This window comes from Pontibacillus sp. ALD_SL1, from assembly GCF_017355605.1.
This window is the reverse complement of sequence record NZ_CP062975.1, coordinates 50,338-67,692: the sequence shown is the minus strand read 5'-3', so window position 1 is coordinate 67,692 and position 17,355 is coordinate 50,338. Positions and strand designations below refer to the sequence as shown.

Sequence of the window (17,355 nt, the reverse complement as noted above, 5' to 3'; positions counted from 1 at the left end):
GGGCTCAACTTTTTGGGGAATCAGTTAAAATAAGGGAAAAAGAGGTGGGCTTATGAAAGAGGATGAGATTCGGATTACGAAAAAGGAAGCTGAAATCGTGCTCGATTGGTTGCGCGTTGTTAACTATGAACACGGAGAAGAGCTCATGACAGTTTCTGAAATGGAATTAAAGAAAAAGTTAATGCGTATAAGGGATCGGAAAACGTAGAGTTCAAATGTAAAAAAAGGATGTTTTTCGCCCCTTTTTCCCAAAACGTTTATAATAAATAAACAAAACGAAAGGTTGATGATGTTGATCCCAGTCTTTGCAGAAGTGAATAAGGGTCAGGTTTACACTTACACGAAAGAAAAAGGAAAGAAGAAACCATCCACATTCCACGCTTATCTTTCCTATCAAAAAGCGTTAGCGGATAAGTATTATGAAAGGATTGTCGATCTCACTCGCGGTAATGGTTCTGCTTCCATCGTCTGGATCAAAAAGCAGTTTCCATTAGGGTATCACGGGGCTGCTTATGCGGTGGACCGAATGAGAGAAGAAGGTATACTCGGAAATCACGACCGCGAACTTGGTCACAGCCGTGTGATTGTTTAGAATTCCATTAAAAGAAAGGGTGGTACGATGTATACACAACTCAATTTTTTCAAACCACGTAACTTTGGGGATGTCAAATTGCTTCAGGAAACGGTTCAGGGGTATGAGGATATTTGGGATAAAGATCTGGATGAACTCTTAGACACCTATAACGATTTGATGAGGCTCAGCGAGTTGTTTCAGGACGAATCCTATAAAAGACGAGCAGAACACATTTTGACGTATTTAAAAGCATAGCTCAGGCTATGCTTTTTCTTGTGTTGAAATGAAGGGGCAACGCGATCACCCTATAAAGCCCAGAAAAAAAGACTGCTTAGAGGCAGTCCTTTTGTTTTGCACTATGTTATTCGTCTTCATCTTGGTAATGCAATTTTTCACGATCATCCTCTATAAGCAGGACATACGAATCCGAAAACGAATCGTTCAGGTATTCAAGCGTACTTTCGGCATCCTCGTCATCATAAAAGACAAGCATTTCTTCTTCATTTTTCGTGTGTTTGACCTCGCCGTTCTCCTCTTCTTTCAACCAGGTATCCTGGTCAATATTTTTGATATAAGCCTGGTAAACCTCCATGCTTTCTTTTGCCTCATTGTATTCTTTAAGCCCCATTATGATCTCCTCCTGATTTATCGTAATTTTTTATTCATATGGTGACAATCGTATAGCCTTCTTCCTTGCATACCATTTCCGCGTTATGGAAAGCCGCATCTTCTGATGGTCCATACACCCGCTCGAGCACCTCTGTTTCCAACAGTCGATCCATCAGATCATCTTCATGTTCCAGAGCTGCCAATTGTTCATTACAAGGATAAATGCCAACTCCGTATCTCTTTTCTCCAGCGATGCGATCCATATCATCTTGGACCAGGATGACGTTCATGCTCATCTTCCTCTCTGTATTCATCACTACCAGTATATACGAACACGAAACAGAGGAGCGAAATTTCTCCCCTTTATTTGTTTTCAGCATGCTGAACAAACTTTTTTTTCCTTCAAAAAGAAAAGGCCGTGTTACACGGCCTTTTCTACGGTAATGCGATACCCTTCGATTTTCTTTTCCTCTATATAGAGACTCTCGCCGTGCTTACCAGTGACCTTTAAGACACGGTCTTCTACCTTTACCTTCCAATCAAACGGGTACAAACCAATTTGTTCGAGCGTTTCCTCTTCTTTTTGCACTAATGCCCATGCAGTTTCGAGATCAGGTGCAACAATTACGAAATTTCCATTATAACCACCATAGCCACCATGGCACTCTACTTCATAAAGTCTCATTTTATCAGGCTCCCGTCTGTTAAAATGTTCCTGCCTTAATATCTCCTCCTATCCTATGAAGGGAAGAAGCGGTATATGACGGGTTCACCATGCTATGCTTTTTCCTCTCGTTTCTTTCGTTTATATGTTTCCCATTCTTTTTTGTAATCCTTGTTCAAAGACAGACGCAGCTTTTCGATAAACCGATCGGTTTCCGCCAGTTGATCCCTCACGCGTTCCCGAAACGCTCGTTCCCTCTCTTTTTCATGTTGAGCCCGAACCACCCGTCTCATTCGTTATCTTTCTGCGGGGAGACGAAGATTTGAAGCCCGTGCTTTTCTCCGTAGTCCCACATTTTCACCCAAGGGTACGTCCCTTCTGGTAAGGTGAATGTCGCCAGGTCATTGTGTCGGATGGTTTCATGATCACATGTGGTTCCGTGTGAAAACGTGGCAGGGTGAATCGATACCACCCGCCCTGTGTCATTCAGGTATTGAAATTTCATATGCGTTCTCCTCCTCTTTTAAACCTATTGCAAAACGCCCTCACGCTCATATTCCTCTAACAGGGTTTTCACAATTCGTTTACGGTTGTCGATTCCTTTCATCGTTCTCGATTGATACATTTTCGTCTGATACACATCGACAATAGTATCCCCCTGAAGAACAATTCTCAAATGTCCAAACGGATAAATGGATCGATCCCCTTCCCTGTGCATCGGTTTTCCGATCAGGACAAGTTTCGTTTTTAAGTTTATCAAACTTTCTTCATGTGTTTCATATCGCTTTCCTCTTACCCTTTCTCTGTACAGGGCGGTTACGGATTCACTTGCTGTGACGGATAAGAAGGGTTTGATTTTGGGCCACCAATCTTCCGCTATTCGTTTAATGTGCCCAGGGTTACCCTCGTGACAGACCCAATGAGCCACATTATGGCCTCCCTTTATCTGAAGGGACTCCAGGTTGTTACAGCTGAGCCATTCAGATACTAGTGGTTGTTGCTCTATGTACGTTGTAACGGAACGGTTATCATAAAAGACTTTCCCTCCCGTAAGCCCCCATCGCTCAAGAACCCCAAGGAGCCAGAGGAAACTTTCAACCTCCGCCTGATTGACATCCTCCTGATCACTTTTTCTCCATCCGTGAAGAACCGTTTCTCCCCAATAGATGGCATACCCGATGACGGTTTCTTTTTTTCGTGATGCATCACAATACGCTTCAAACAACATTCTCTCTCCTTTATCGTTTCATAGATGGGAACCGAAGGACAATGTGCTCACCAACCTTGCACAAATACCCATGGAACCGCTCCCCGTTACGGCCGATAAAACGCGTAATTAGCGGCGTTTCCCCGTATAGGATCAATTCCCTGCGTTCTCTTTCTGTTAAAGTGGTTCCATATACCTCTTTTTTCATAATAAAGCAATTTTTACAAATATAATACCCTGCTTCTTCTCTGACAAACGAACCACATCGAGGACACTTCATGCTTATCTCTCCTTTTCCCACTAGTTCCATGCCATCAATCATTACAATAATAGGAAAAATGTCCTTTCACCCCTTAGGACTTTACTCTTTTCCATATAAAGGTAGTAGAAAAGAAGGTGTTGTCGTGTCGACCCATATTCCTTTATCCATTAAGGCTCCTGTCGCCTATAACGAACCCCTTTCCCCCTATACATTCACAAGAACAGGGGGACACGCTGATGTTTTTGTTTCACCAAGGTCATACGAAGAAGCCAGAGAAGCGATCAGGGTTGCTTGCTCCATGGGGATGCCCTTTTTTGTTCTTGGAAACGGATCCAACCTGATTGTTCGGGACAGCGGGATTCGGGGGATGGTCCTCTATGCGGGAAATCTGAATAAACTAGAGCGAGACGGGAGTTTCATCACAGCGGGGTCTGGAACCAGGCTGATTGATGTTTCCCGTTTTGCTCTCGAGAATCACCTGACAGGACTTGAGTTTGCCTGTGGAATCCCTGGAACAATAGGAGGAGCTGTCTATATGAATGCGGGAGCTTACGGGGGCGAGGTGAAAGACGTACTAGACTCTGTGACTGTAATAACAAGAGGCGGTGAAATAAAAACCCTGAGCGGTTTAGGTCTCGGGCTTTCCTATCGGAGCAGTATTATTGAGAAAGAAGGATACACAGTGCTAGAAGCGAGATTTCGCCTCAGAGATGGTGATCCTGAAAGGATTCAATCCAGAATGGAGGATTTAACTCTGAAACGGGAGACGAAACAGCCTCTTGAATACCCATCATGCGGAAGTGTGTTCAAACGGCCCCCAGGCTACTATGCAGGGAAACTGATACAGGATAGCGGGTTGAGCGGCTATCAGATTGGCGGTGTTCGGGTATCAGAGAAACACGCTGGGTTCATGGTGAACGTAGGCGGAGGAACAGCGAGTGACTACATCGCTCTCATTCAGCATGTTCAAGAAACAGTTTATCAGCAATTCAGGGTTCGACTCGAACGAGAAGTTCGTATTATAGGAGAATAAGAAAAACGCTCTTAGCTAAGAGCGTTTTGTTTTTGGTGATACGTGTCGATAATTCTTTTTGCTTCCTGGTGTCCTGGGCTATCTTTCGGGACAGGTTTTGAACCAATGAGTATTCTTTTGCCAGTCTCGTCAGTATCATAAACGTGAACTTCTAGCACATCCTCATTTTCTGGTTCTTCGGGTTGTGCATTCATTTCAAACATCAAATCACCAACAATGAGGCAAGGAAGCCCCCACATTTATGTGTGGGGAGGAATTGCCACAAGGGGGAGATTTTAAATCTAACTCGTCATAAGACGGTAACGTGAGCGTATGCTCATCTCTCCTCGCACATGTTAAGAAGGGTTGAAAACAATATAGACACTGCTCGCTACACCCCTAGCTGGCTGTTTAATCTATATTCCATAGAGCCTGGAACTGGAGAAGCATTCCAGGGTATGCACCTTCTTAACGGAGTTCGCTTTAGCATTTCTGCATAAAGGAACTAATGCTGGTCAACTCAGAGCTTATAAAGAATTATACTACCCCCCGCTTTTAAGCGTGGGGTAGTTGACCATCCCCATTGATCTCATGCAGGGTTACGCGCTGGTGCGCCTTGAATGTGATTGAAATTTCGTAATCCTCGTAATGTTTCATATCTTTTCCCTCCCTATTCCTATTCCACGATTTCAAAATGCGCTCCTTCTGTAAGGAGAGTGCATCCCGCTTCGTCTGTAATGCATCCTGATAACACGGTGCGCTTCCCAATATAGGACTCGGGAAGATCTTTTTGCCAGCCGTTCTCTTTAATGGAACGTTTCCATACGCCTTTGTAATCGTTTGGAATACGGTCCCATTTTTCTTTTGTGACTAGAATCATAACATCATTCCTCTCTTGTTTTTACCTATTATAGCTTGAAACGCTTCTCCATCTGAAAAAAAAGCGGGCGTTTCCCTCTTCACTGTTTTCCAAATGAGAATGAGGGCATGCTACACTTTATCTACGACTTCAAAAAAGAGAGGATGATTCTTTGAATAAAGAGGTGGCGGTTCATTGCAAAACCCTTTACGGCATTACCCGAACGGCCTTGACGATGAGTGATGAACAGGAATACGCGCTCGTTCAACATTTGCTCCAAAAAGGCGGAAAAGAAAACCTGGCATCTCTTACTGCTTCAGACAGAAGGAAACTCCTGTATGGATGGGCGACTCAGCTTATACAAAAGGAGCGGGAAGCGTTTGACACAGAATGCCTCGTTCCTTTTGCCAGGAGGAGCGTGGAGACGTTTCTTGATGCGCTGGCGGAATCCCTTAACGCGTCGGGGATCCAAACCTGTGATGCAATCTTAAAGAGACTAGCAACGGTTGATGCTGCATGGGAACGCGTATCCCATGTTCTCGGGGTTCGCCAATCGCAAAAACAGGGATAATTTAATCAACAGAGAAGAAAAGTATCCTATAATAAAAGGAGACATAGAAAGCCAGAGAGGAAGATGCCCTGATGACAAGAGATCAAAAGACGTACCGAGTCCGAGCGACTTGGACCATGACGAGAGACATCGACATAGAAGCTGATACGGCTAAGGAAGCTCGTGAATTGGCGCATCAATGGAACGAGAGTCTGAAAGATGCTCCTGAAGGGGACTATGTGTTAAATAGTTTTGAAGCAGACGTGTTAGATAAAGAGTAGAAGCGAGTCCAAAAAAACGGAAAGGATGATGAACATGTATGTAAATCAACGAGATTTTGTATTCCAGCAAATTCAAGCGTACGCGGAGGAACAGGGGATCAATCTGTCCGATGAGCAAATTGAAAATGCGACAAACGGCGTGGACTACTGGTTAACGACAACGATTCCTGAATCCATTTCTGATGCTATTTCATATGCCAAAGAAGAATAAATACAACAAAAAAGATGAGAGCTCAAGCTCTCATCTTTTTATTGGAAACCGTGCAACTCGCGATGGAATTGTAGATACGGCATGTGTTCTTCTTCAATCGGGACCATATCGGTTTCCCGAACATCAAGCATTCGGTATTCGTCTTCTGTTAAAGCGTCGGACAGAAGGATGGTGCCATCATCCGAAAATGAAATCATCCCCTGATCAAACAACACATCATAATGAGGAAGAAGGAGGAGGCCGTTGTACACATCGAGCCTCTCCCTGTTGTTCGCGTGTTTCCATGGCTTAATATGAGAAGCGCGAAGGAGAAACGGCTTAGGGAAAGCACTGATCGCGCACCCGTTCCAGTAATCAATAAGTTTTTTTCGGAACAGCCCTTGCCCCAGTCGGCTGGCGGTAATCCGTTCCTTTTCTGTTTCTTTGTCCTCTTCTTTGTGTGCTTCTGTTTCCAGTATCCAAAAGTGACGCTTATGTTTTTGAGGAGAAACGCCCAAGCTCTTTAAATGATCTCGATACCATTGTTCCCCCTGTTCGTTTTCTTCATAATATCCCCCCAGCACCTTGGAAATACGGCGATTGGTGTCGCGGCCGTCTGCGTGTTGGTGGTTTTTATGACGATCCAGCGTATTTTCCTTATATCCAATGATGCGACTTGGCCCGAAAAGGAGGTCTTCTCCGTTTTTCCAGATCAGAATGGTGCGAGCTCTTTTCAGATAATCTGCATATTCCTCTGCCTGTTCTGGATCTTCGGCGCTCATCTGGAAGGCAATCATGTTTTCTTTAAGTTGTTCGATCGATTGAATGAGATGCATAGGGTTCACCTTCCTTATGTAAATTCCAGTCATTGTAACATGAGGAATAAACTTCCGTCCACCTCTCTGTCTATCCCCTTGCCCTCTTTTCTCTTTCTTCTGTGCGCGCGCAAGAATGTTCCTATAAAGTTGAAAAAAGCCGAGCAAAGAAACGCTGCGACTGGTTTTTATAGGATAACGATAAAGGAGAGATAGAAGTACGGTGTAAGAACTAAAGCACTGAAACAGATGAGAGCAATCCGATTGTGATAACGGATGTCTGAAGACGATAACCTTGGTAGGACAAAGAATAATGCGAAATTTGGAAGATTGACAAACCCCATGTAAAGGAGGACATCAAAAACATACCCTAAAGACCCGCTGTCTTCGTTAATGACTCCCATAAACATCCCGAACAATTCGGCTATATACAGGGGAATGGCACACAGATTGACGAGCGTGTAAATCAAATAAACTTTTTTTGAACTCATGAAAACACCTCCACTCCTCCATCTTAGTCATATTTGCGAAAAAGGCATGTTTTTCATAAAAAAGCCTCGAGGGTTACTCCCCGAAGCTTTCAATCACCCTTACGAGCGGCACTTTTACATACCCCGTCGGCACATGAGCCTGAAGTGGCTGAACCACTCCTGCTTCCATTAATACTTTAAGCATACCTTCGTTTCCTCCGTAATTTTTAATGGCGGTCACGTCACTCACATCTCCGTCAAGATAGCAGCTAAAATCAACTTCGGGCACATTGACCGTAGCGGTTGCGACTGGGATCGAATCCTCCGCATCGATCAATCGGATCGCTTTGCGTCCGTTTTGATAGGTCCCGTGTTCCACATAACATGTGTATCCTGCAAACTTTACTCTCGTCATCAAAATCCTCCTTATAAGGTGAATACGATCACTTCGGAGGTAAAGGCACAAAAGGCGCCCCCTTCCCCTCGTTCCTTTATAAAAACGGGTTCCCCGTCTTTTTCCTGAATCATGGTCATGAAACTAGAATCAGGGTGATAGGCATAATACACCCCGTAGCGCTTGTGATCTCCTAGATTTTTGTGTTGGAGGTGTTCTTCTAATAAATCGAGCAACCCTTTTTTGGTGAACATCCGATAGCTATTTTCCCCGACGAGGGATCGAACTTTTTCTTCCTGTGGTCCAACCCCTGTCACTTTATACTGATAAAGAATTTTCATATCCCGATTTTCCCCTTTTTTCTAAGTATAGCAGGAAATGGGTATAAAGGTAGAGGCGTTTCAAAAGACGCTTTCCTTTTCTCTCATTGGATTGAAAGGAATGTTGCAAGACATACTACCCTTCTGCCAATTCAACTTTTACATGCAGCTCTTTTGAAAGGCTGCGTTTTTTCTCCATCTCTAATTGCTGGGACGGAATGCGTTTGATCCACACGCGTTTCCTGCGCTGATACCCGTTCTCCTTTAGCCATACTCTGTGCTCGCTTCTGTCCTCTGCGACAAGGTTCCAAAAAATGTCCCAATCGAAACCCGTTGATTCCTTCATTTTGACAAAGCTTAAATCAATGTGGTCGGAAAGCCATTCTTGCTCCTTCAAGACGGCTTCTCCGTGAAAGTTCTTTTCCCACGTTTTCTCCATATAGGTGTACCCGCGTTTTTTGAGAAGATCGCGAATGGGGTATCCATTAGTCACGCGAATGACATACGTATCATGGTCTGCAACGGTCAAATCAGGTTTCCCGACGTGCCGTTCCAGCATTTTGATATCACTTGCCCCACCCATTTCTCTCAATTCCTCATAATCAATCCAACCTTTATGGATCGCCTTTTGCAGAAGTACGAAAAACACTTCATAAAACCGCTTTGAGTGATCCGTTTTTCCATCCATGGAATAGTGACAATGGTGAGCGAGTTCATGTATGGCTGTGCCAAGCGTGAATGTTTTCCCGAGTGAGAGATTAAAGATACGAATTTCTCGATTACTTGGATCGTAGTCTCCGTGAAAACTTTTGCGCTCTTCCTTATGAAGGGTAATGTAAAAAGGTTTGATGGTTTCATTCGGGAATGCCTCTTGAGCGAGTCCTTTCAGTGCTTTGTGAAAGCGGTAGGATAATACTTTCAAGAAAACCCACCTCCTTCCTACACCTTATGAAAGACGAGATTGGCGTATGACCCTGGGAGAAATTATGAAAAAGAATTAGTTGAAAGTCTCCCGTTCTGTGGTAGTGTTCACAAAATGAGGTGGTGCACATGGAAGGGAGTATAACGGCAGTTCGGAACAAAATGATTGTCAAATGGTTCTTTGGAGCCGTTCTATTGTCAACAATGGCTCAGGTCATTTCGGGACGACCTCCAGAAGCGATCGCTGCCTTTGGGGGTGGGGGGGTTGCGATTTCTTTGTTGGTTCTGTTCTTGTCCTACAAAAACATCCTCGTAGAGGAGACCAAGTACATTCTCGCAACAGGCGGAATGCTTGTTTGTGTCATGCTTCTTCTGTTCAGCCCTTCCCTTATAGCTGTGTTGATCGTTTATTTCGTTCAGGCGGTGAATACAATTTATGCCGACTATAAGCTGATTCTTTACACGATGGTAATCGGTCTTTTGCTGAACGTTTATGCGTTTCTCCAATTGAAAACAGAGGTATTTCCTGGCTCTGGTGTGAAACACATCACAATTTATAGTGCCTTGCTTATTTTAACGTCCGTTGTGTTAGCGGTTCAGGCCCACTTTAATAAAAAGGTTCAAACCTCCCTCACTCTTCAGGAACAAGAGAGCCGAAAAGAGCGAGACATTTCAAGAAAACGACTAGGGGATATGAAAGAGGCGGTAACACTCACAGGAGAAACCGACCGAGAACTGGACAAGGTCATTAGGGTAGCCTCTGATCACTCGGAATCCATCACGCTTTCCTTGGAGGATATCTCACAAGGAGCACGGTACCAGGCTGAGCGGATGGAGGAAATTTTGAGTTCCACGTATGCTATGGATCATAACATCAACGAGGTTGCGGAACATTCGGCCTCCATGGAGGGACAAACGAAAGAATCCATGCAGCTCACAGAAAATGGACTCGAGCGGCTACTTTCCCTCAAAGGAGAAATGGAAAATGTGACGGGGATGTTTCGATCCTCTCAATCGCTAACGGAGGAACTTCAGCTGAATATGAAAGACATTGAGGCTTTGGTACGGGAGATAGATGACATATCGGGGCAAACGAACCTTCTTGCTCTAAATGCTTCGATTGAAGCAGCGCGGGCAGGGGAACACGGGAGAGGGTTTGCGGTTGTGGCAGAAGAGGTCAGGAAGTTGGCTGACAGCTCAACCCTTTCCGCTCAAAAAATAGCAGGCATTCTGTATCAGATCAAAGAAAAATCGATTGACCTCACCACGCAAATGGAATCCAATCAGGGGGCAATTGAAAAAAGTCAGGCTGCTTTCCGTGAAATGGAGACGACCTTCCATACCCTTCAGTCCCATATCGAAGAGGTTTTAAACGTTTCTTCCGACGTTAAAGGAAAAAACGCTTCTCTTAAAATCCTCTCGGAGCAAATCTCAGAAGAAATTAACTCCATCTCTAATATCGTTGAGGAAACGACGTCCTCGATAGAACAGAGCCTCGGGAATGTGGAAAATCAAAACCGTAACATGGAAACCATCGCCCGTTTGTTTCGGGAATTGCGGGAAAATCTCCAATCCCTGCAACAACCATAAGAGAGGGGGGTTCTCCCTCTTTTTATCTGATGTATAATGAGAAAAAGAAACGGAGGTACGAGAAATGGATGAAACGATTAAGGAACTGTTGAACCGAGAACCGAGCCGTTGGGGCAACTTACCAAAAAGTGTGTTCGAGCGTGACATCCTTCTGCTTCAGGAAACGGTTACGAAACTTACGGAAGAAGCATCGCTCTTGATGGCGAAACTTTTGTTCGCTTATCAGAATAAAGATGAAGATTTCCCCCGCGCTTTTGAAGTGGAGGCCGTTCGTTCAGCTGTTTCTCACTTGGAAAAGCATTATAAAGGAGAGATGTTCTCCCCCTCTAGTTTCCGAAAGATGTTGGCTGAAATGGAGGAGAAAACAGAATGAATGAGTACGAGATGAGTCGAGAGGAAATGGAACAAGCCATGCGTGAATTTGCTGAAAAAAGAGGCCTTGTTCTGCATGATGTGCACTTTGATACCGAGTTTCGCGAGGTGTCGTCTGGAACGGGAGGAAGTCGGTTGAAGTCGGTTGTTACAGGCGCTACGGTGGTGGCAACAAAGAAGGAATAGCTTGCATCTCATATAAAAACCCATCTGATTCCAGATGGGTTTTTCAGTATAATGAAGCAATGCAAGAGCATCGCTATTTCCAATTCCTTTTGGTGAAAAACACTTCTGAAAAATCAACCCACGCCCAAAAGACGTTGATGGCTGGAACAAAAGCTTCGACGGTATCTCGTTTCCTCCAGGAACGAACGTTGAACGTTTCTGTATGGCCGCTGTTTCGGATCGCATACCGCTTCATCACAACAGAAAGTGGAATGGAACACAGATACATCAGCAAAAGAACCATGTTTACCGCCTCCTTAATCTTTTATGTCTAGTTTACCAAAAAACTTGCCACACTGTTTCCCTCTCTTTCCCTCATCCTGTACAATAACGTATCAAATGATAAGGAGATGCGTATGAAAGATATTCTTTTGATTCTGGTGCTGCAACTGCTTCACGTACCCACGTTCACTCTTCGGACGGTCATGTTGGTAAAAGGGAAGTCTTTGGCGGCCGCTTCCTTAGGTTTTTTAGAAGCACTGATTTATGTATTCGGGTTATCCATTGTTTTCAGCGGCGAACAAAACGCTGTCACGATGCTTGTCTACGCCGTCGGTTTTGCGGCAGGTCTTTTCCTTGGGACCCTGATCGAACGAAAGCTTGCGATCGGCTACACCACGTTTCAGGTGATTACAAAAACGAAAAATATGGACCTTGTCGAGGGTTTGCGAAAAGAAGGATACGGCGTAACCTTATATGAAGGAGAAGGAATCGACAGCAAGCGCTACAAGCTTGATATCCTCACAAAACGAAACCAGGAAAAGGATTTGTTTCAAAAAATCGAATCCTACGAACCATCTGCCTTTATCGTGGTGTATGAACCAAAAGCCTTTAAAGGCGGTTTCTGGTTAAAATCGATGAAGCGGAGACGAAAAAAAGCCCAAACCTCATGACCTTCTGTATATACTATAAGAAAAAAGGAAGAGAGGCATGACTGTGAAGCTTCTTGACAGGTACAACGAAAGAAAAAAGCGGTTGAGCGAAACGATCCTCAGATTTGGCTACCACTATCCTAGCATTTTGACGGTTTTGATTTTTGTAGGGCTTATTCTTTGTATGGTGTCGGTAGGGTTCTTTGGAGAATGGTTAGAGGGAATTGGAAAAAGGAACGGCAGGTGAAACGATCCCGTATAAGGGTCGTTTTTCTCTTTTTAAAAGATCTTTTTTCCCCCTTCTTTCTGTTCCTTTCTTCAGCTACATTACGCATACAATATGTGAAATGGAGTGATCCTTTATGATCGTTGAATTAATGTTTGCGGTTACCTTGCTCCTGTTATTTGGGCCCTCGTTTTACTGGGCGTTCTCTAACGGGAAAAAGAACAAAAAGATACGGGAATCCTTGAAAAGCAAAATGAACGGGTCTTCTCTCACCCCGCTGTTGCTGCCGATCCTTGATAGTGATGGTTCATCATGGGAGAAACGAGACAACGGGTTTCATGCATCACTACGGGGAGTGGAATGGGTGTATATGCCATGGTATAAGAAGTTGTGTTTATTCGAAGAGGGAGAATCAATAGTTACCATCAGTTGCAGAAAAGAGGGTTCCGAAGCGGTGGTAAAAGCGGATCGGTTGGATTTGTCCCCTCTCCCGCACGCTTTTCTCTTGGCGATTTTCAACCACATCGAAGAGGTCCTGGGGGAGAAAGAACGTTTGGAAGAGGAGCGGAAAAAAGTAGAGCAACAAACAGAAAAAAAGGAAATACTCGAAAAGTTCAGACGGTTCGCCCAAGCGTTTCCAAATGTTACAACAGCCACCCCCTTCGGATTCACAATGCATGACGAAAAAGGTCTGACGGCCGTGATTGTAACAAGGAACAACGAGCCCTTATTTGAATCGTTTATAGCTAACGGAACAGTCGGCTCGCAGTGGCATGACATCGAATTTCAGGAGGCTTGTTCAGAATTTGAGGAAAAAGTTCGTATGTACTTGCAAAACATACACAAAAAAAGCGAAAAGAATGTGAACGTTGTTTAAGCTTCCCTCGTTCTATTTCACTCGCGCGTTCAATAAGTTGTGAACGCTTGCAACAAACAGTTCATTCCGATATGATAGAATAGAATGGGAATCAACCATTCTATTGATAATCAAATACTGAGCAGATTTCGGCGAAATGGGCTGCAAGGTGCACTTCCCTCGCTCGGAACTGCTCTTTTATCTGATAAAACAATCATTCTGTTCGACCATTCGGACAAGACTCCCTTGCTGAGGTGATGCTTACGTGTTGTGTAACGATTGTCAAAAAACCTTAAATGAACAGGATGGCATGCTTGATATCGAGGATATGTGCGACGCGTGTCGTCTGGAAACCTTGCTCAGATCGCAAGGAGAAAGCTTACCTATATAAGGGTGAGCTTTTTTGTTTACCAGTTTTTAACAAAAACGAGGCAAATAATTGCCTGAAGCCTCCCCTCCTTTTACACTCATGGTAAAGGAGGTGGAAGCATGAACCTGACCACAGAAGAACTAATCGACATCCTCCAGACCTATCACAATGCATCCGTTCAGGGATTTGGGTCGTATAACCCATCTTTTGAAGCATCGGAAACCCTTCAGCATAAAATACGAGACGAGTTAGCCCGAAGAGGGATTACGAAAACGTGCTCCCTTTGCCACCAATACCTCTACCCCAACGTAACCCACCCTACATACGATGACCACGCGTTTTGCTTCGGTCGCTGCAAAGAAGTGTGGATCTCATTCTCCCAGTCAAAAAAAGAAGAATAATCACAGCCCCCATTCGATATAGTGCTATCATAGAAAAAAACGAAAGGGGTTTTTCGATGTACACAGTAACCATTGAATACCAAAACGGAATTCGAAAATCAGAGAAAGTTCCGTCTCACAGGGATGCCACTCGATTAGAAATTAGTCTGCGCCGCGAAGCCTTTAAAAACGGAACACCTTACAAAACAACAAGCATCCGCTCCTGGTAATCCTTATTGTGTTTGAAGCTCATGAGTGAAGGAGAAAGGATGATACGAATGAAAACCGATGAACAAAAACGAAAAGAGATTGGAACGTTCTTATTGAATGAGAAAGGCTACTCCAAAAGAGATGTGATTCGAGATCTGCTGAATGAGTTTCAATTGTTAAAAGGATACGAACCTGATGAGATTGCACTCATGTGGGATGATGAACACCTCACCGATTTAGAAACGTTCACGGAGGCGTTTTACGACAGCGTCATCAGAGTCGTTTTAAATGTCATGGAAAGTTTCGAGGAACCAGCAAATAAACCATAACCCTTTTACACACACAAAAAGCAACCTCTTATGAGGCTGCTTTTTTACGTTATACCGCTTGTTTTCGTCTGCGACGGCGTCTTCGTTTTTGCTCGTATCGTTCCATTCCTAATAGTTTTTTGCCTTCATCCGTCAGATATAGCGTTCCGTTTTTAAAGGCATCTGAAAATCCGTCCACACCCACCATTTGTTCAAAGCGTTCTTTTTTCGTAAACTTCTCCGCTGAAACCTCGATGTGAATACTCTTCATATGTTGTTTCCTCCTCATAGGTTATGTTCTACTCTTATTCTATGCGGGGTGGTTTGATTTAGTACCCGTTTTTTTCTTTAACTTCTTTTCGACGTGTCTTAACCATCGGTAACGGCTTCCCATCAGTTGGAACAGTATGCCCGTTTTCATACTTGCGACGACATAAACAGTCATCACGCTTCCGCCAAGGATAAGAATGCGGATCAGGTTCATTACGATCGTTTCCTGATCCCCTGTGATAAAAGTAAACAAAGCCATGAGCAAAAATCCAACCACCGTTGACAGGAATCCGACTACCATAATGGTTCCGCTCTGGAACACGATTTTACGGAAGGGGTACTGAGCCTGTTTCCGCAACCACCACAGATGAAGCCCGATCGAAACGAGGAAGCCGATATTTGTGGTCAGAATCGTCCCTACCGCCTCAAACGTCATAACGAAATACGGGTTCAAGAGGAGTTTTAAGAAGACCCCGATCAAAAGAGCGAGAATGGCGAATTTTTCACGATTCAATCCTTGAAGCATGCTTGCGGTCACAATATAAAAACTGTACAGGATCATACTTGGAGCATACCACATCATGATTCGCCCGCCCGCCTCCTGGTTCTCAAGTCCAAACATAATTCCGAAAAGATCGTCTGCCCCCGTCATAAACAGGAACGTGGTGGGTACCAGCACAAAGAGGAGAACCTGGAACGTTTTTGTCATATGGTGATGAACGATCCCTTTCTCTCCAGCCGTGTGTGCTTTCGTGATGGCAGGGAGAAGGGCAAGTCCGAACGCCGTGGAGAGTCCGACAGGGATCAGGATCAGCTTTTGCGCGAGTGCAATAAGGGAGTTTACGGTTTCCGCTTCGAGTTGAGAGTAACCTGCTTCCATTAATGGTTTATTAACCGTGAACGTTTCGATGAGCTGATAGAGCGGAAGGGCAAGTCCGATGATGACAAATGGGAGGGCTGTGGTGATCATCTCCCCCATCAGTTCTCTTTTCGAACGAGCGGTATGAACCATCTCATGGGGTTCAGGATACGGATCGAGACGTTTTTTCCACGCCTTTAAATACCACAACAATACAAGTAATCCAGCGAGAGCCCCGACGGTCGCTGCAAATGTGGCCATTCCGACGGCTTTCGTTAACTCTCCTCCATCCGTCTCAAGAATGAAAAAGGTAGCAGCCAAAATAAATGTAACGCGAACAAGTTGTTCAAGTGTTTGCGATACAGCTGTTGGAATCATAGCTCCGTGTCCCTGGAAGTACCCTCTGATGACGGCCATCAGGGGAACAAGGATAAGGGCGAATGAAATCATACGGATGACGTAAATGATATCCCCCTTTGTGTTTCCTGTCACACTCCCCTCATCAATCAATAACGGCGCAACAGAGGGGGCAAGGGAATAAAGAGCGAGGCACGAAACCCCTCCTGATAGAAGGGCGAATACAACCGCCATTTTAAACAGACGTTTGGCCGTTTTGTATTCCTTTAATTCGTTGTACTTTGATACGAACTTCGATATGGCAAGCGGGACACCAAGAGTCGCCATACTTAACATGATGGTGTACGGTTTGTAGGCGTATTCAAACAGAATGTACCCTTTTGTACCGATAAGAGCGATAAACGGAATGATATAAAGAAACCCGAGAAGCTTTGACAGGTACTGGGAGGCCGTTAAGATGGCGGTTCCTTTTAATAGATTGTTCATGCCTCCCGCATCCTCTCCACAATCATCCGATTAATGGTCTCGATGGTCAGGATGCCGTACTCAAGACTCGGGTTGTTTTCTGTATAAAACGACAAAACATAAGGATTCTCCCCTTTCACAATGCCTGTTGTGCTCACGCACCAGTCGTTCCAATCTTTCCTTTTCCACCCGTTTTTCAGATAGACCTGATCCCATTCATTCCCTGCTGTTATGCCCCATCTTTGCTCCTTTCTTCCCTGTTTCATATGACGAAGAAGGTCGATGTTTTCTTTTTCATAATAAAGAGACCGCAAACATTCTGTCATTTCTCCTGGTGTTGTGACAGATTGTTCCCATCTCCCCCCATCTCCTGCATCCATGCGATAGAGGTTGAGGGAATTAAAAAAACCGTTCATGGTTTCTTTCCCCCCGATGGTTTTCCATACAGAAGAGGCGGCTTCGTGGTCACTGTCCCGCATCATGTGTTTCACGTGTTCCTCTTCCACTTTTGTTCCTGATGTTAACAGATAATAAGCGATTGGAACCATAACCGTTTCGTTCATCCCAAAAACATGATCCCCGTTATAAGCGTACATTTTATTACGTCCTAAATCATACACGCATACCCCGATGGCGGAAGTGCGTTTCTTTAAAAAAGCGCCAAAAGGATCGCCGAGAAATCGGCTGAATCCCTCATTTTTTTGAACGTGCTGATGATCTTTCCATAACGTTTGGAGGTTGGCCCACCCGCCTGCTCCTTTTGAGAGCAGGGTTTTGATCTGTTGGTTGATTTCGTCCATGTCTCCTGTTCCTCCTCCTTCGTTTTCTTCTTTATACAATGATTCTGATGGGATTCCTAGGAAGGAA

Annotated in this window: 33 protein-coding genes; 15 read left to right on the top strand and 18 right to left on the bottom strand. The window is 44.4% G+C overall.

The genetic code is table 11. The features are described from left to right. The first annotated feature begins 52 nt into the window (after positions 1-52). From IMZ31_RS19300 to IMZ31_RS19290, 3 genes are all read left to right on the top strand, one after another. Positions 53-208, top strand: a complete 156-nt coding sequence (locus tag IMZ31_RS19300) for a hypothetical protein (protein ID WP_207531160.1) — start codon at positions 53-55, stop codon at positions 206-208. An 81-nt stretch (positions 209-289) separates the two neighbouring features. Further along, the gene (locus IMZ31_RS19295) at positions 290-592 is read left to right on the top strand and encodes a DNA translocase FtsK (RefSeq protein ID WP_207531159.1); all 303 of its coding nucleotides are present in this window, start codon (positions 290-292) and stop codon (positions 590-592) included. Positions 593-619: 27 nt separating this feature from the next. Continuing rightward, entirely contained in the window at positions 620-829 is a 210-nt protein-coding gene (locus tag IMZ31_RS19290) for a hypothetical protein (RefSeq protein WP_207531158.1), read from the top strand. Between the two features lie 106 nt (positions 830-935). Here IMZ31_RS19290 and IMZ31_RS19285 read toward each other — a convergent pair whose 3' ends face one another. The 7 genes from IMZ31_RS19285 to IMZ31_RS19255 all read right to left on the bottom strand — a co-directional run bounded on the left by IMZ31_RS19285 (position 936) and on the right by IMZ31_RS19255 (position 3,334). Continuing rightward, complete coding sequence (locus tag IMZ31_RS19285) at positions 936-1,202, bottom strand: hypothetical protein (protein ID WP_207531157.1); 267 nt, start codon at positions 1,200-1,202, stop codon at positions 936-938. 34 nt (positions 1,203-1,236) lie between these two features. Next, positions 1,237-1,473: a hypothetical protein gene (locus IMZ31_RS19280; RefSeq protein WP_207531156.1), complete on the bottom strand. Its 237-nt coding sequence runs from the start codon at positions 1,471-1,473 to the stop codon at positions 1,237-1,239. A 131-nt stretch (positions 1,474-1,604) separates the two neighbouring features. Continuing rightward, positions 1,605-1,868 carry a hypothetical protein gene (locus IMZ31_RS19275; protein WP_207531155.1) on the bottom strand — a complete coding sequence of 88 codons (264 nt, stop codon included), beginning with the start codon at positions 1,866-1,868 and terminating at the stop codon, positions 1,605-1,607. 92 nt (positions 1,869-1,960) lie between these two features. Beyond that, on the bottom strand, positions 1,961-2,140 hold the full coding sequence (locus IMZ31_RS19270) for a hypothetical protein (RefSeq protein ID WP_207531154.1): 180 nt from the start codon (positions 2,138-2,140) through the stop codon (positions 1,961-1,963). Beyond that, positions 2,137-2,352: a ferritin family protein gene (locus IMZ31_RS19265; RefSeq protein ID WP_207531153.1), complete on the bottom strand. Its 216-nt coding sequence runs from the start codon at positions 2,350-2,352 to the stop codon at positions 2,137-2,139. The genes IMZ31_RS19270 and IMZ31_RS19265 overlap by 4 nt, the downstream gene beginning before the upstream one ends. A gap of 24 nt (positions 2,353-2,376) precedes the next feature. Beyond that, on the bottom strand, positions 2,377-3,072 hold the full coding sequence (locus tag IMZ31_RS19260) for a hypothetical protein (RefSeq protein WP_207531152.1): 696 nt from the start codon (positions 3,070-3,072) through the stop codon (positions 2,377-2,379). Between the two features lie 13 nt (positions 3,073-3,085). Further along, on the bottom strand, positions 3,086-3,334 hold the full coding sequence (locus IMZ31_RS19255) for a topoisomerase C-terminal repeat-containing protein (RefSeq protein ID WP_207531151.1): 249 nt from the start codon (positions 3,332-3,334) through the stop codon (positions 3,086-3,088). A gap of 124 nt (positions 3,335-3,458) precedes the next feature. Here IMZ31_RS19255 and murB point away from each other — a divergent pair, with 124 nt between their 5' ends. Beyond that, on the top strand, positions 3,459-4,349 hold the full coding sequence (murB, locus tag IMZ31_RS19250) for a UDP-N-acetylmuramate dehydrogenase (protein ID WP_242705748.1): 891 nt from the start codon (positions 3,459-3,461) through the stop codon (positions 4,347-4,349). Between the two features lie 11 nt (positions 4,350-4,360). Here the strand turns inward: murB and IMZ31_RS19245 are convergent, their stop codons facing one another. After that, a complete protein-coding gene (locus IMZ31_RS19245) occupies positions 4,361-4,552 on the bottom strand; it encodes a hypothetical protein (RefSeq protein ID WP_207531150.1) in 192 nt (63 codons plus the stop codon). A gap of 452 nt (positions 4,553-5,004) precedes the next feature. Beyond that, a complete protein-coding gene (locus IMZ31_RS19240) occupies positions 5,005-5,208 on the bottom strand; it encodes a hypothetical protein (RefSeq protein ID WP_207531149.1) in 204 nt (67 codons plus the stop codon). 151 nt (positions 5,209-5,359) lie between these two features. Here IMZ31_RS19240 and IMZ31_RS19235 point away from each other — a divergent pair, with 151 nt between their 5' ends. From IMZ31_RS19235 to IMZ31_RS19225, 3 genes are all read left to right on the top strand, one after another. Next, positions 5,360-5,758 (top strand): hypothetical protein, encoded by a 399-nt coding sequence (locus IMZ31_RS19235; RefSeq protein WP_207531148.1) that lies wholly within the window; start codon positions 5,360-5,362, stop codon positions 5,756-5,758. Between the two features lie 71 nt (positions 5,759-5,829). Further along, entirely contained in the window at positions 5,830-6,018 is a 189-nt protein-coding gene (locus IMZ31_RS19230) for a hypothetical protein (RefSeq protein ID WP_207531147.1), read from the top strand. A gap of 34 nt (positions 6,019-6,052) precedes the next feature. Beyond that, positions 6,053-6,229 carry a hypothetical protein gene (locus IMZ31_RS19225; RefSeq protein WP_207531146.1) on the top strand — a complete coding sequence of 59 codons (177 nt, stop codon included), beginning with the start codon at positions 6,053-6,055 and terminating at the stop codon, positions 6,227-6,229. Between the two features lie 38 nt (positions 6,230-6,267). Here the strand turns inward: IMZ31_RS19225 and IMZ31_RS19220 are convergent, their stop codons facing one another. The 5 genes from IMZ31_RS19220 to IMZ31_RS19200 all read right to left on the bottom strand — a co-directional run bounded on the left by IMZ31_RS19220 (position 6,268) and on the right by IMZ31_RS19200 (position 9,129). Continuing rightward, the gene (locus tag IMZ31_RS19220) at positions 6,268-7,044 is read right to left on the bottom strand and encodes an HNH endonuclease (protein ID WP_207531145.1); all 777 of its coding nucleotides are present in this window, start codon (positions 7,042-7,044) and stop codon (positions 6,268-6,270) included. 167 nt (positions 7,045-7,211) lie between these two features. Beyond that, on the bottom strand, positions 7,212-7,514 hold the full coding sequence (locus IMZ31_RS19215) for a hypothetical protein (RefSeq protein ID WP_207531144.1): 303 nt from the start codon (positions 7,512-7,514) through the stop codon (positions 7,212-7,214). A gap of 73 nt (positions 7,515-7,587) precedes the next feature. Next, entirely contained in the window at positions 7,588-7,908 is a 321-nt protein-coding gene (locus tag IMZ31_RS19210) for a hypothetical protein (RefSeq protein WP_207531143.1), read from the bottom strand. Positions 7,909-7,919: 11 nt separating this feature from the next. Then, positions 7,920-8,228 (bottom strand): hypothetical protein, encoded by a 309-nt coding sequence (locus IMZ31_RS19205; protein WP_207531142.1) that lies wholly within the window; start codon positions 8,226-8,228, stop codon positions 7,920-7,922. A 115-nt stretch (positions 8,229-8,343) separates the two neighbouring features. Next, complete coding sequence (locus IMZ31_RS19200) at positions 8,344-9,129, bottom strand: hypothetical protein (RefSeq protein WP_207531141.1); 786 nt, start codon at positions 9,127-9,129, stop codon at positions 8,344-8,346. Between the two features lie 128 nt (positions 9,130-9,257). On the opposite strand from IMZ31_RS19200, the gene IMZ31_RS19195 reads away from it, so the two are divergent. From IMZ31_RS19195 to IMZ31_RS19185, 3 genes are all read left to right on the top strand, one after another. After that, complete coding sequence (locus tag IMZ31_RS19195) at positions 9,258-10,718, top strand: methyl-accepting chemotaxis protein (RefSeq protein WP_207531140.1); 1,461 nt, start codon at positions 9,258-9,260, stop codon at positions 10,716-10,718. A 64-nt stretch (positions 10,719-10,782) separates the two neighbouring features. Then, positions 10,783-11,091: a hypothetical protein gene (locus tag IMZ31_RS19190; RefSeq protein WP_207531139.1), complete on the top strand. Its 309-nt coding sequence runs from the start codon at positions 10,783-10,785 to the stop codon at positions 11,089-11,091. Beyond that, entirely contained in the window at positions 11,088-11,276 is a 189-nt protein-coding gene (locus IMZ31_RS19185; RefSeq protein WP_207531138.1) for a hypothetical protein, read from the top strand. Before IMZ31_RS19190 ends, IMZ31_RS19185 begins: the two co-directional genes overlap by 4 nt. Before the next feature lie 73 nt (positions 11,277-11,349). On the opposite strand, the gene IMZ31_RS19180 is transcribed toward IMZ31_RS19185, so the two are convergent. Further along, on the bottom strand, positions 11,350-11,559 hold the full coding sequence (locus tag IMZ31_RS19180) for a hypothetical protein (RefSeq protein WP_207531137.1): 210 nt from the start codon (positions 11,557-11,559) through the stop codon (positions 11,350-11,352). 112 nt (positions 11,560-11,671) lie between these two features. On the opposite strand from IMZ31_RS19180, the gene IMZ31_RS19175 reads away from it, so the two are divergent. The 5 genes from IMZ31_RS19175 to IMZ31_RS19155 all read left to right on the top strand — a co-directional run bounded on the left by IMZ31_RS19175 (position 11,672) and on the right by IMZ31_RS19155 (position 14,558). Next, a complete protein-coding gene (locus IMZ31_RS19175) occupies positions 11,672-12,208 on the top strand; it encodes a DUF2179 domain-containing protein (RefSeq protein ID WP_207531136.1) in 537 nt (178 codons plus the stop codon). A 341-nt stretch (positions 12,209-12,549) separates the two neighbouring features. Next, the gene (locus tag IMZ31_RS19170) at positions 12,550-13,290 is read left to right on the top strand and encodes a hypothetical protein (protein WP_207531135.1); all 741 of its coding nucleotides are present in this window, start codon (positions 12,550-12,552) and stop codon (positions 13,288-13,290) included. A 468-nt stretch (positions 13,291-13,758) separates the two neighbouring features. Further along, positions 13,759-14,040, top strand: a complete 282-nt coding sequence (locus tag IMZ31_RS19165) for a hypothetical protein (protein WP_207531134.1) — start codon at positions 13,759-13,761, stop codon at positions 14,038-14,040. A 56-nt stretch (positions 14,041-14,096) separates the two neighbouring features. Continuing rightward, entirely contained in the window at positions 14,097-14,249 is a 153-nt protein-coding gene (locus IMZ31_RS19160; protein ID WP_207531133.1) for a hypothetical protein, read from the top strand. 48 nt (positions 14,250-14,297) lie between these two features. Then, positions 14,298-14,558, top strand: coding sequence for a hypothetical protein (locus IMZ31_RS19155; RefSeq protein ID WP_207531132.1), 261 nt, complete (start codon positions 14,298-14,300; stop codon positions 14,556-14,558). Positions 14,559-14,607: 49 nt separating this feature from the next. On the opposite strand, the gene IMZ31_RS19150 is transcribed toward IMZ31_RS19155, so the two are convergent. From IMZ31_RS19150 to IMZ31_RS19140, 3 genes are read right to left on the bottom strand one after another with little or no spacing between them, the layout of a single operon-like run. Then, on the bottom strand, positions 14,608-14,808 hold the full coding sequence (locus IMZ31_RS19150) for a hypothetical protein (RefSeq protein ID WP_207531131.1): 201 nt from the start codon (positions 14,806-14,808) through the stop codon (positions 14,608-14,610). Positions 14,809-14,847: 39 nt separating this feature from the next. After that, positions 14,848-16,509 (bottom strand): putative polysaccharide biosynthesis protein, encoded by a 1,662-nt coding sequence (locus IMZ31_RS19145; RefSeq protein ID WP_207531130.1) that lies wholly within the window; start codon positions 16,507-16,509, stop codon positions 14,848-14,850. Then, on the bottom strand, positions 16,506-17,288 hold the full coding sequence (locus IMZ31_RS19140; RefSeq protein WP_207531129.1) for a serine hydrolase: 783 nt from the start codon (positions 17,286-17,288) through the stop codon (positions 16,506-16,508). The genes IMZ31_RS19145 and IMZ31_RS19140 overlap by 4 nt, the downstream gene beginning before the upstream one ends. Positions 17,289-17,355: the final 67 nt, after the last annotated feature.

Bases quoted from the DNA above. Each gene is read 5' to 3' on its own strand.
- IMZ31_RS19300 (WP_207531160.1), top strand. From the start codon at position 53: ATGAAAGAGGATGAGATTCGGATTACGAAAAAGGAAGCTGAAATCGTG.
- IMZ31_RS19295 (WP_207531159.1), top strand. From the start codon at position 290: ATGTTGATCCCAGTCTTTGCAGAAGTGAATAAGGGTCAGGTTTACACT.
- IMZ31_RS19290 (WP_207531158.1), top strand. From the start codon at position 620: ATGTATACACAACTCAATTTTTTCAAACCACGTAACTTTGGGGATGTC.
- IMZ31_RS19285 (WP_207531157.1), bottom strand. From the start codon at position 1,202: ATGGGGCTTAAAGAATACAATGAGGCAAAAGAAAGCATGGAGGTTTAC.
- IMZ31_RS19280 (WP_207531156.1), bottom strand. From the start codon at position 1,473: ATGAACGTCATCCTGGTCCAAGATGATATGGATCGCATCGCTGGAGAA.
- IMZ31_RS19275 (WP_207531155.1), bottom strand. From the start codon at position 1,868: ATGAGACTTTATGAAGTAGAGTGCCATGGTGGCTATGGTGGTTATAAT.
- IMZ31_RS19270 (WP_207531154.1), bottom strand. From the start codon at position 2,140: ATGAGACGGGTGGTTCGGGCTCAACATGAAAAAGAGAGGGAACGAGCG.
- IMZ31_RS19265 (WP_207531153.1), bottom strand. From the start codon at position 2,352: ATGAAATTTCAATACCTGAATGACACAGGGCGGGTGGTATCGATTCAC.
- IMZ31_RS19255 (WP_207531151.1), bottom strand. From the start codon at position 3,334: ATGAAGTGTCCTCGATGTGGTTCGTTTGTCAGAGAAGAAGCAGGGTAT.
- IMZ31_RS19245 (WP_207531150.1), bottom strand. From the start codon at position 4,552: ATGTTTGAAATGAATGCACAACCCGAAGAACCAGAAAATGAGGATGTG.
- IMZ31_RS19240 (WP_207531149.1), bottom strand. From the start codon at position 5,208: ATGATTCTAGTCACAAAAGAAAAATGGGACCGTATTCCAAACGATTAC.
- IMZ31_RS19230 (WP_207531147.1), top strand. From the start codon at position 5,830: ATGACAAGAGATCAAAAGACGTACCGAGTCCGAGCGACTTGGACCATG.
- IMZ31_RS19225 (WP_207531146.1), top strand. From the start codon at position 6,053: ATGTATGTAAATCAACGAGATTTTGTATTCCAGCAAATTCAAGCGTAC.
- IMZ31_RS19220 (WP_207531145.1), bottom strand. From the start codon at position 7,044: ATGCATCTCATTCAATCGATCGAACAACTTAAAGAAAACATGATTGCC.
- IMZ31_RS19215 (WP_207531144.1), bottom strand. From the start codon at position 7,514: ATGAGTTCAAAAAAAGTTTATTTGATTTACACGCTCGTCAATCTGTGT.
- IMZ31_RS19210 (WP_207531143.1), bottom strand. From the start codon at position 7,908: ATGACGAGAGTAAAGTTTGCAGGATACACATGTTATGTGGAACACGGG.
- IMZ31_RS19205 (WP_207531142.1), bottom strand. From the start codon at position 8,228: ATGAAAATTCTTTATCAGTATAAAGTGACAGGGGTTGGACCACAGGAA.
- IMZ31_RS19195 (WP_207531140.1), top strand. From the start codon at position 9,258: ATGGAAGGGAGTATAACGGCAGTTCGGAACAAAATGATTGTCAAATGG.
- IMZ31_RS19190 (WP_207531139.1), top strand. From the start codon at position 10,783: ATGGATGAAACGATTAAGGAACTGTTGAACCGAGAACCGAGCCGTTGG.
- IMZ31_RS19185 (WP_207531138.1), top strand. From the start codon at position 11,088: ATGAATGAGTACGAGATGAGTCGAGAGGAAATGGAACAAGCCATGCGT.
- IMZ31_RS19180 (WP_207531137.1), bottom strand. From the start codon at position 11,559: ATGGTTCTTTTGCTGATGTATCTGTGTTCCATTCCACTTTCTGTTGTG.
- IMZ31_RS19175 (WP_207531136.1), top strand. From the start codon at position 11,672: ATGAAAGATATTCTTTTGATTCTGGTGCTGCAACTGCTTCACGTACCC.
- IMZ31_RS19170 (WP_207531135.1), top strand. From the start codon at position 12,550: ATGATCGTTGAATTAATGTTTGCGGTTACCTTGCTCCTGTTATTTGGG.
- IMZ31_RS19165 (WP_207531134.1), top strand. From the start codon at position 13,759: ATGAACCTGACCACAGAAGAACTAATCGACATCCTCCAGACCTATCAC.
- IMZ31_RS19160 (WP_207531133.1), top strand. From the start codon at position 14,097: ATGTACACAGTAACCATTGAATACCAAAACGGAATTCGAAAATCAGAG.
- IMZ31_RS19155 (WP_207531132.1), top strand. From the start codon at position 14,298: ATGAAAACCGATGAACAAAAACGAAAAGAGATTGGAACGTTCTTATTG.
- IMZ31_RS19150 (WP_207531131.1), bottom strand. From the start codon at position 14,808: ATGAAGAGTATTCACATCGAGGTTTCAGCGGAGAAGTTTACGAAAAAA.
- IMZ31_RS19145 (WP_207531130.1), bottom strand. From the start codon at position 16,509: ATGAACAATCTATTAAAAGGAACCGCCATCTTAACGGCCTCCCAGTAC.
- IMZ31_RS19140 (WP_207531129.1), bottom strand. From the start codon at position 17,288: ATGGACGAAATCAACCAACAGATCAAAACCCTGCTCTCAAAAGGAGCA.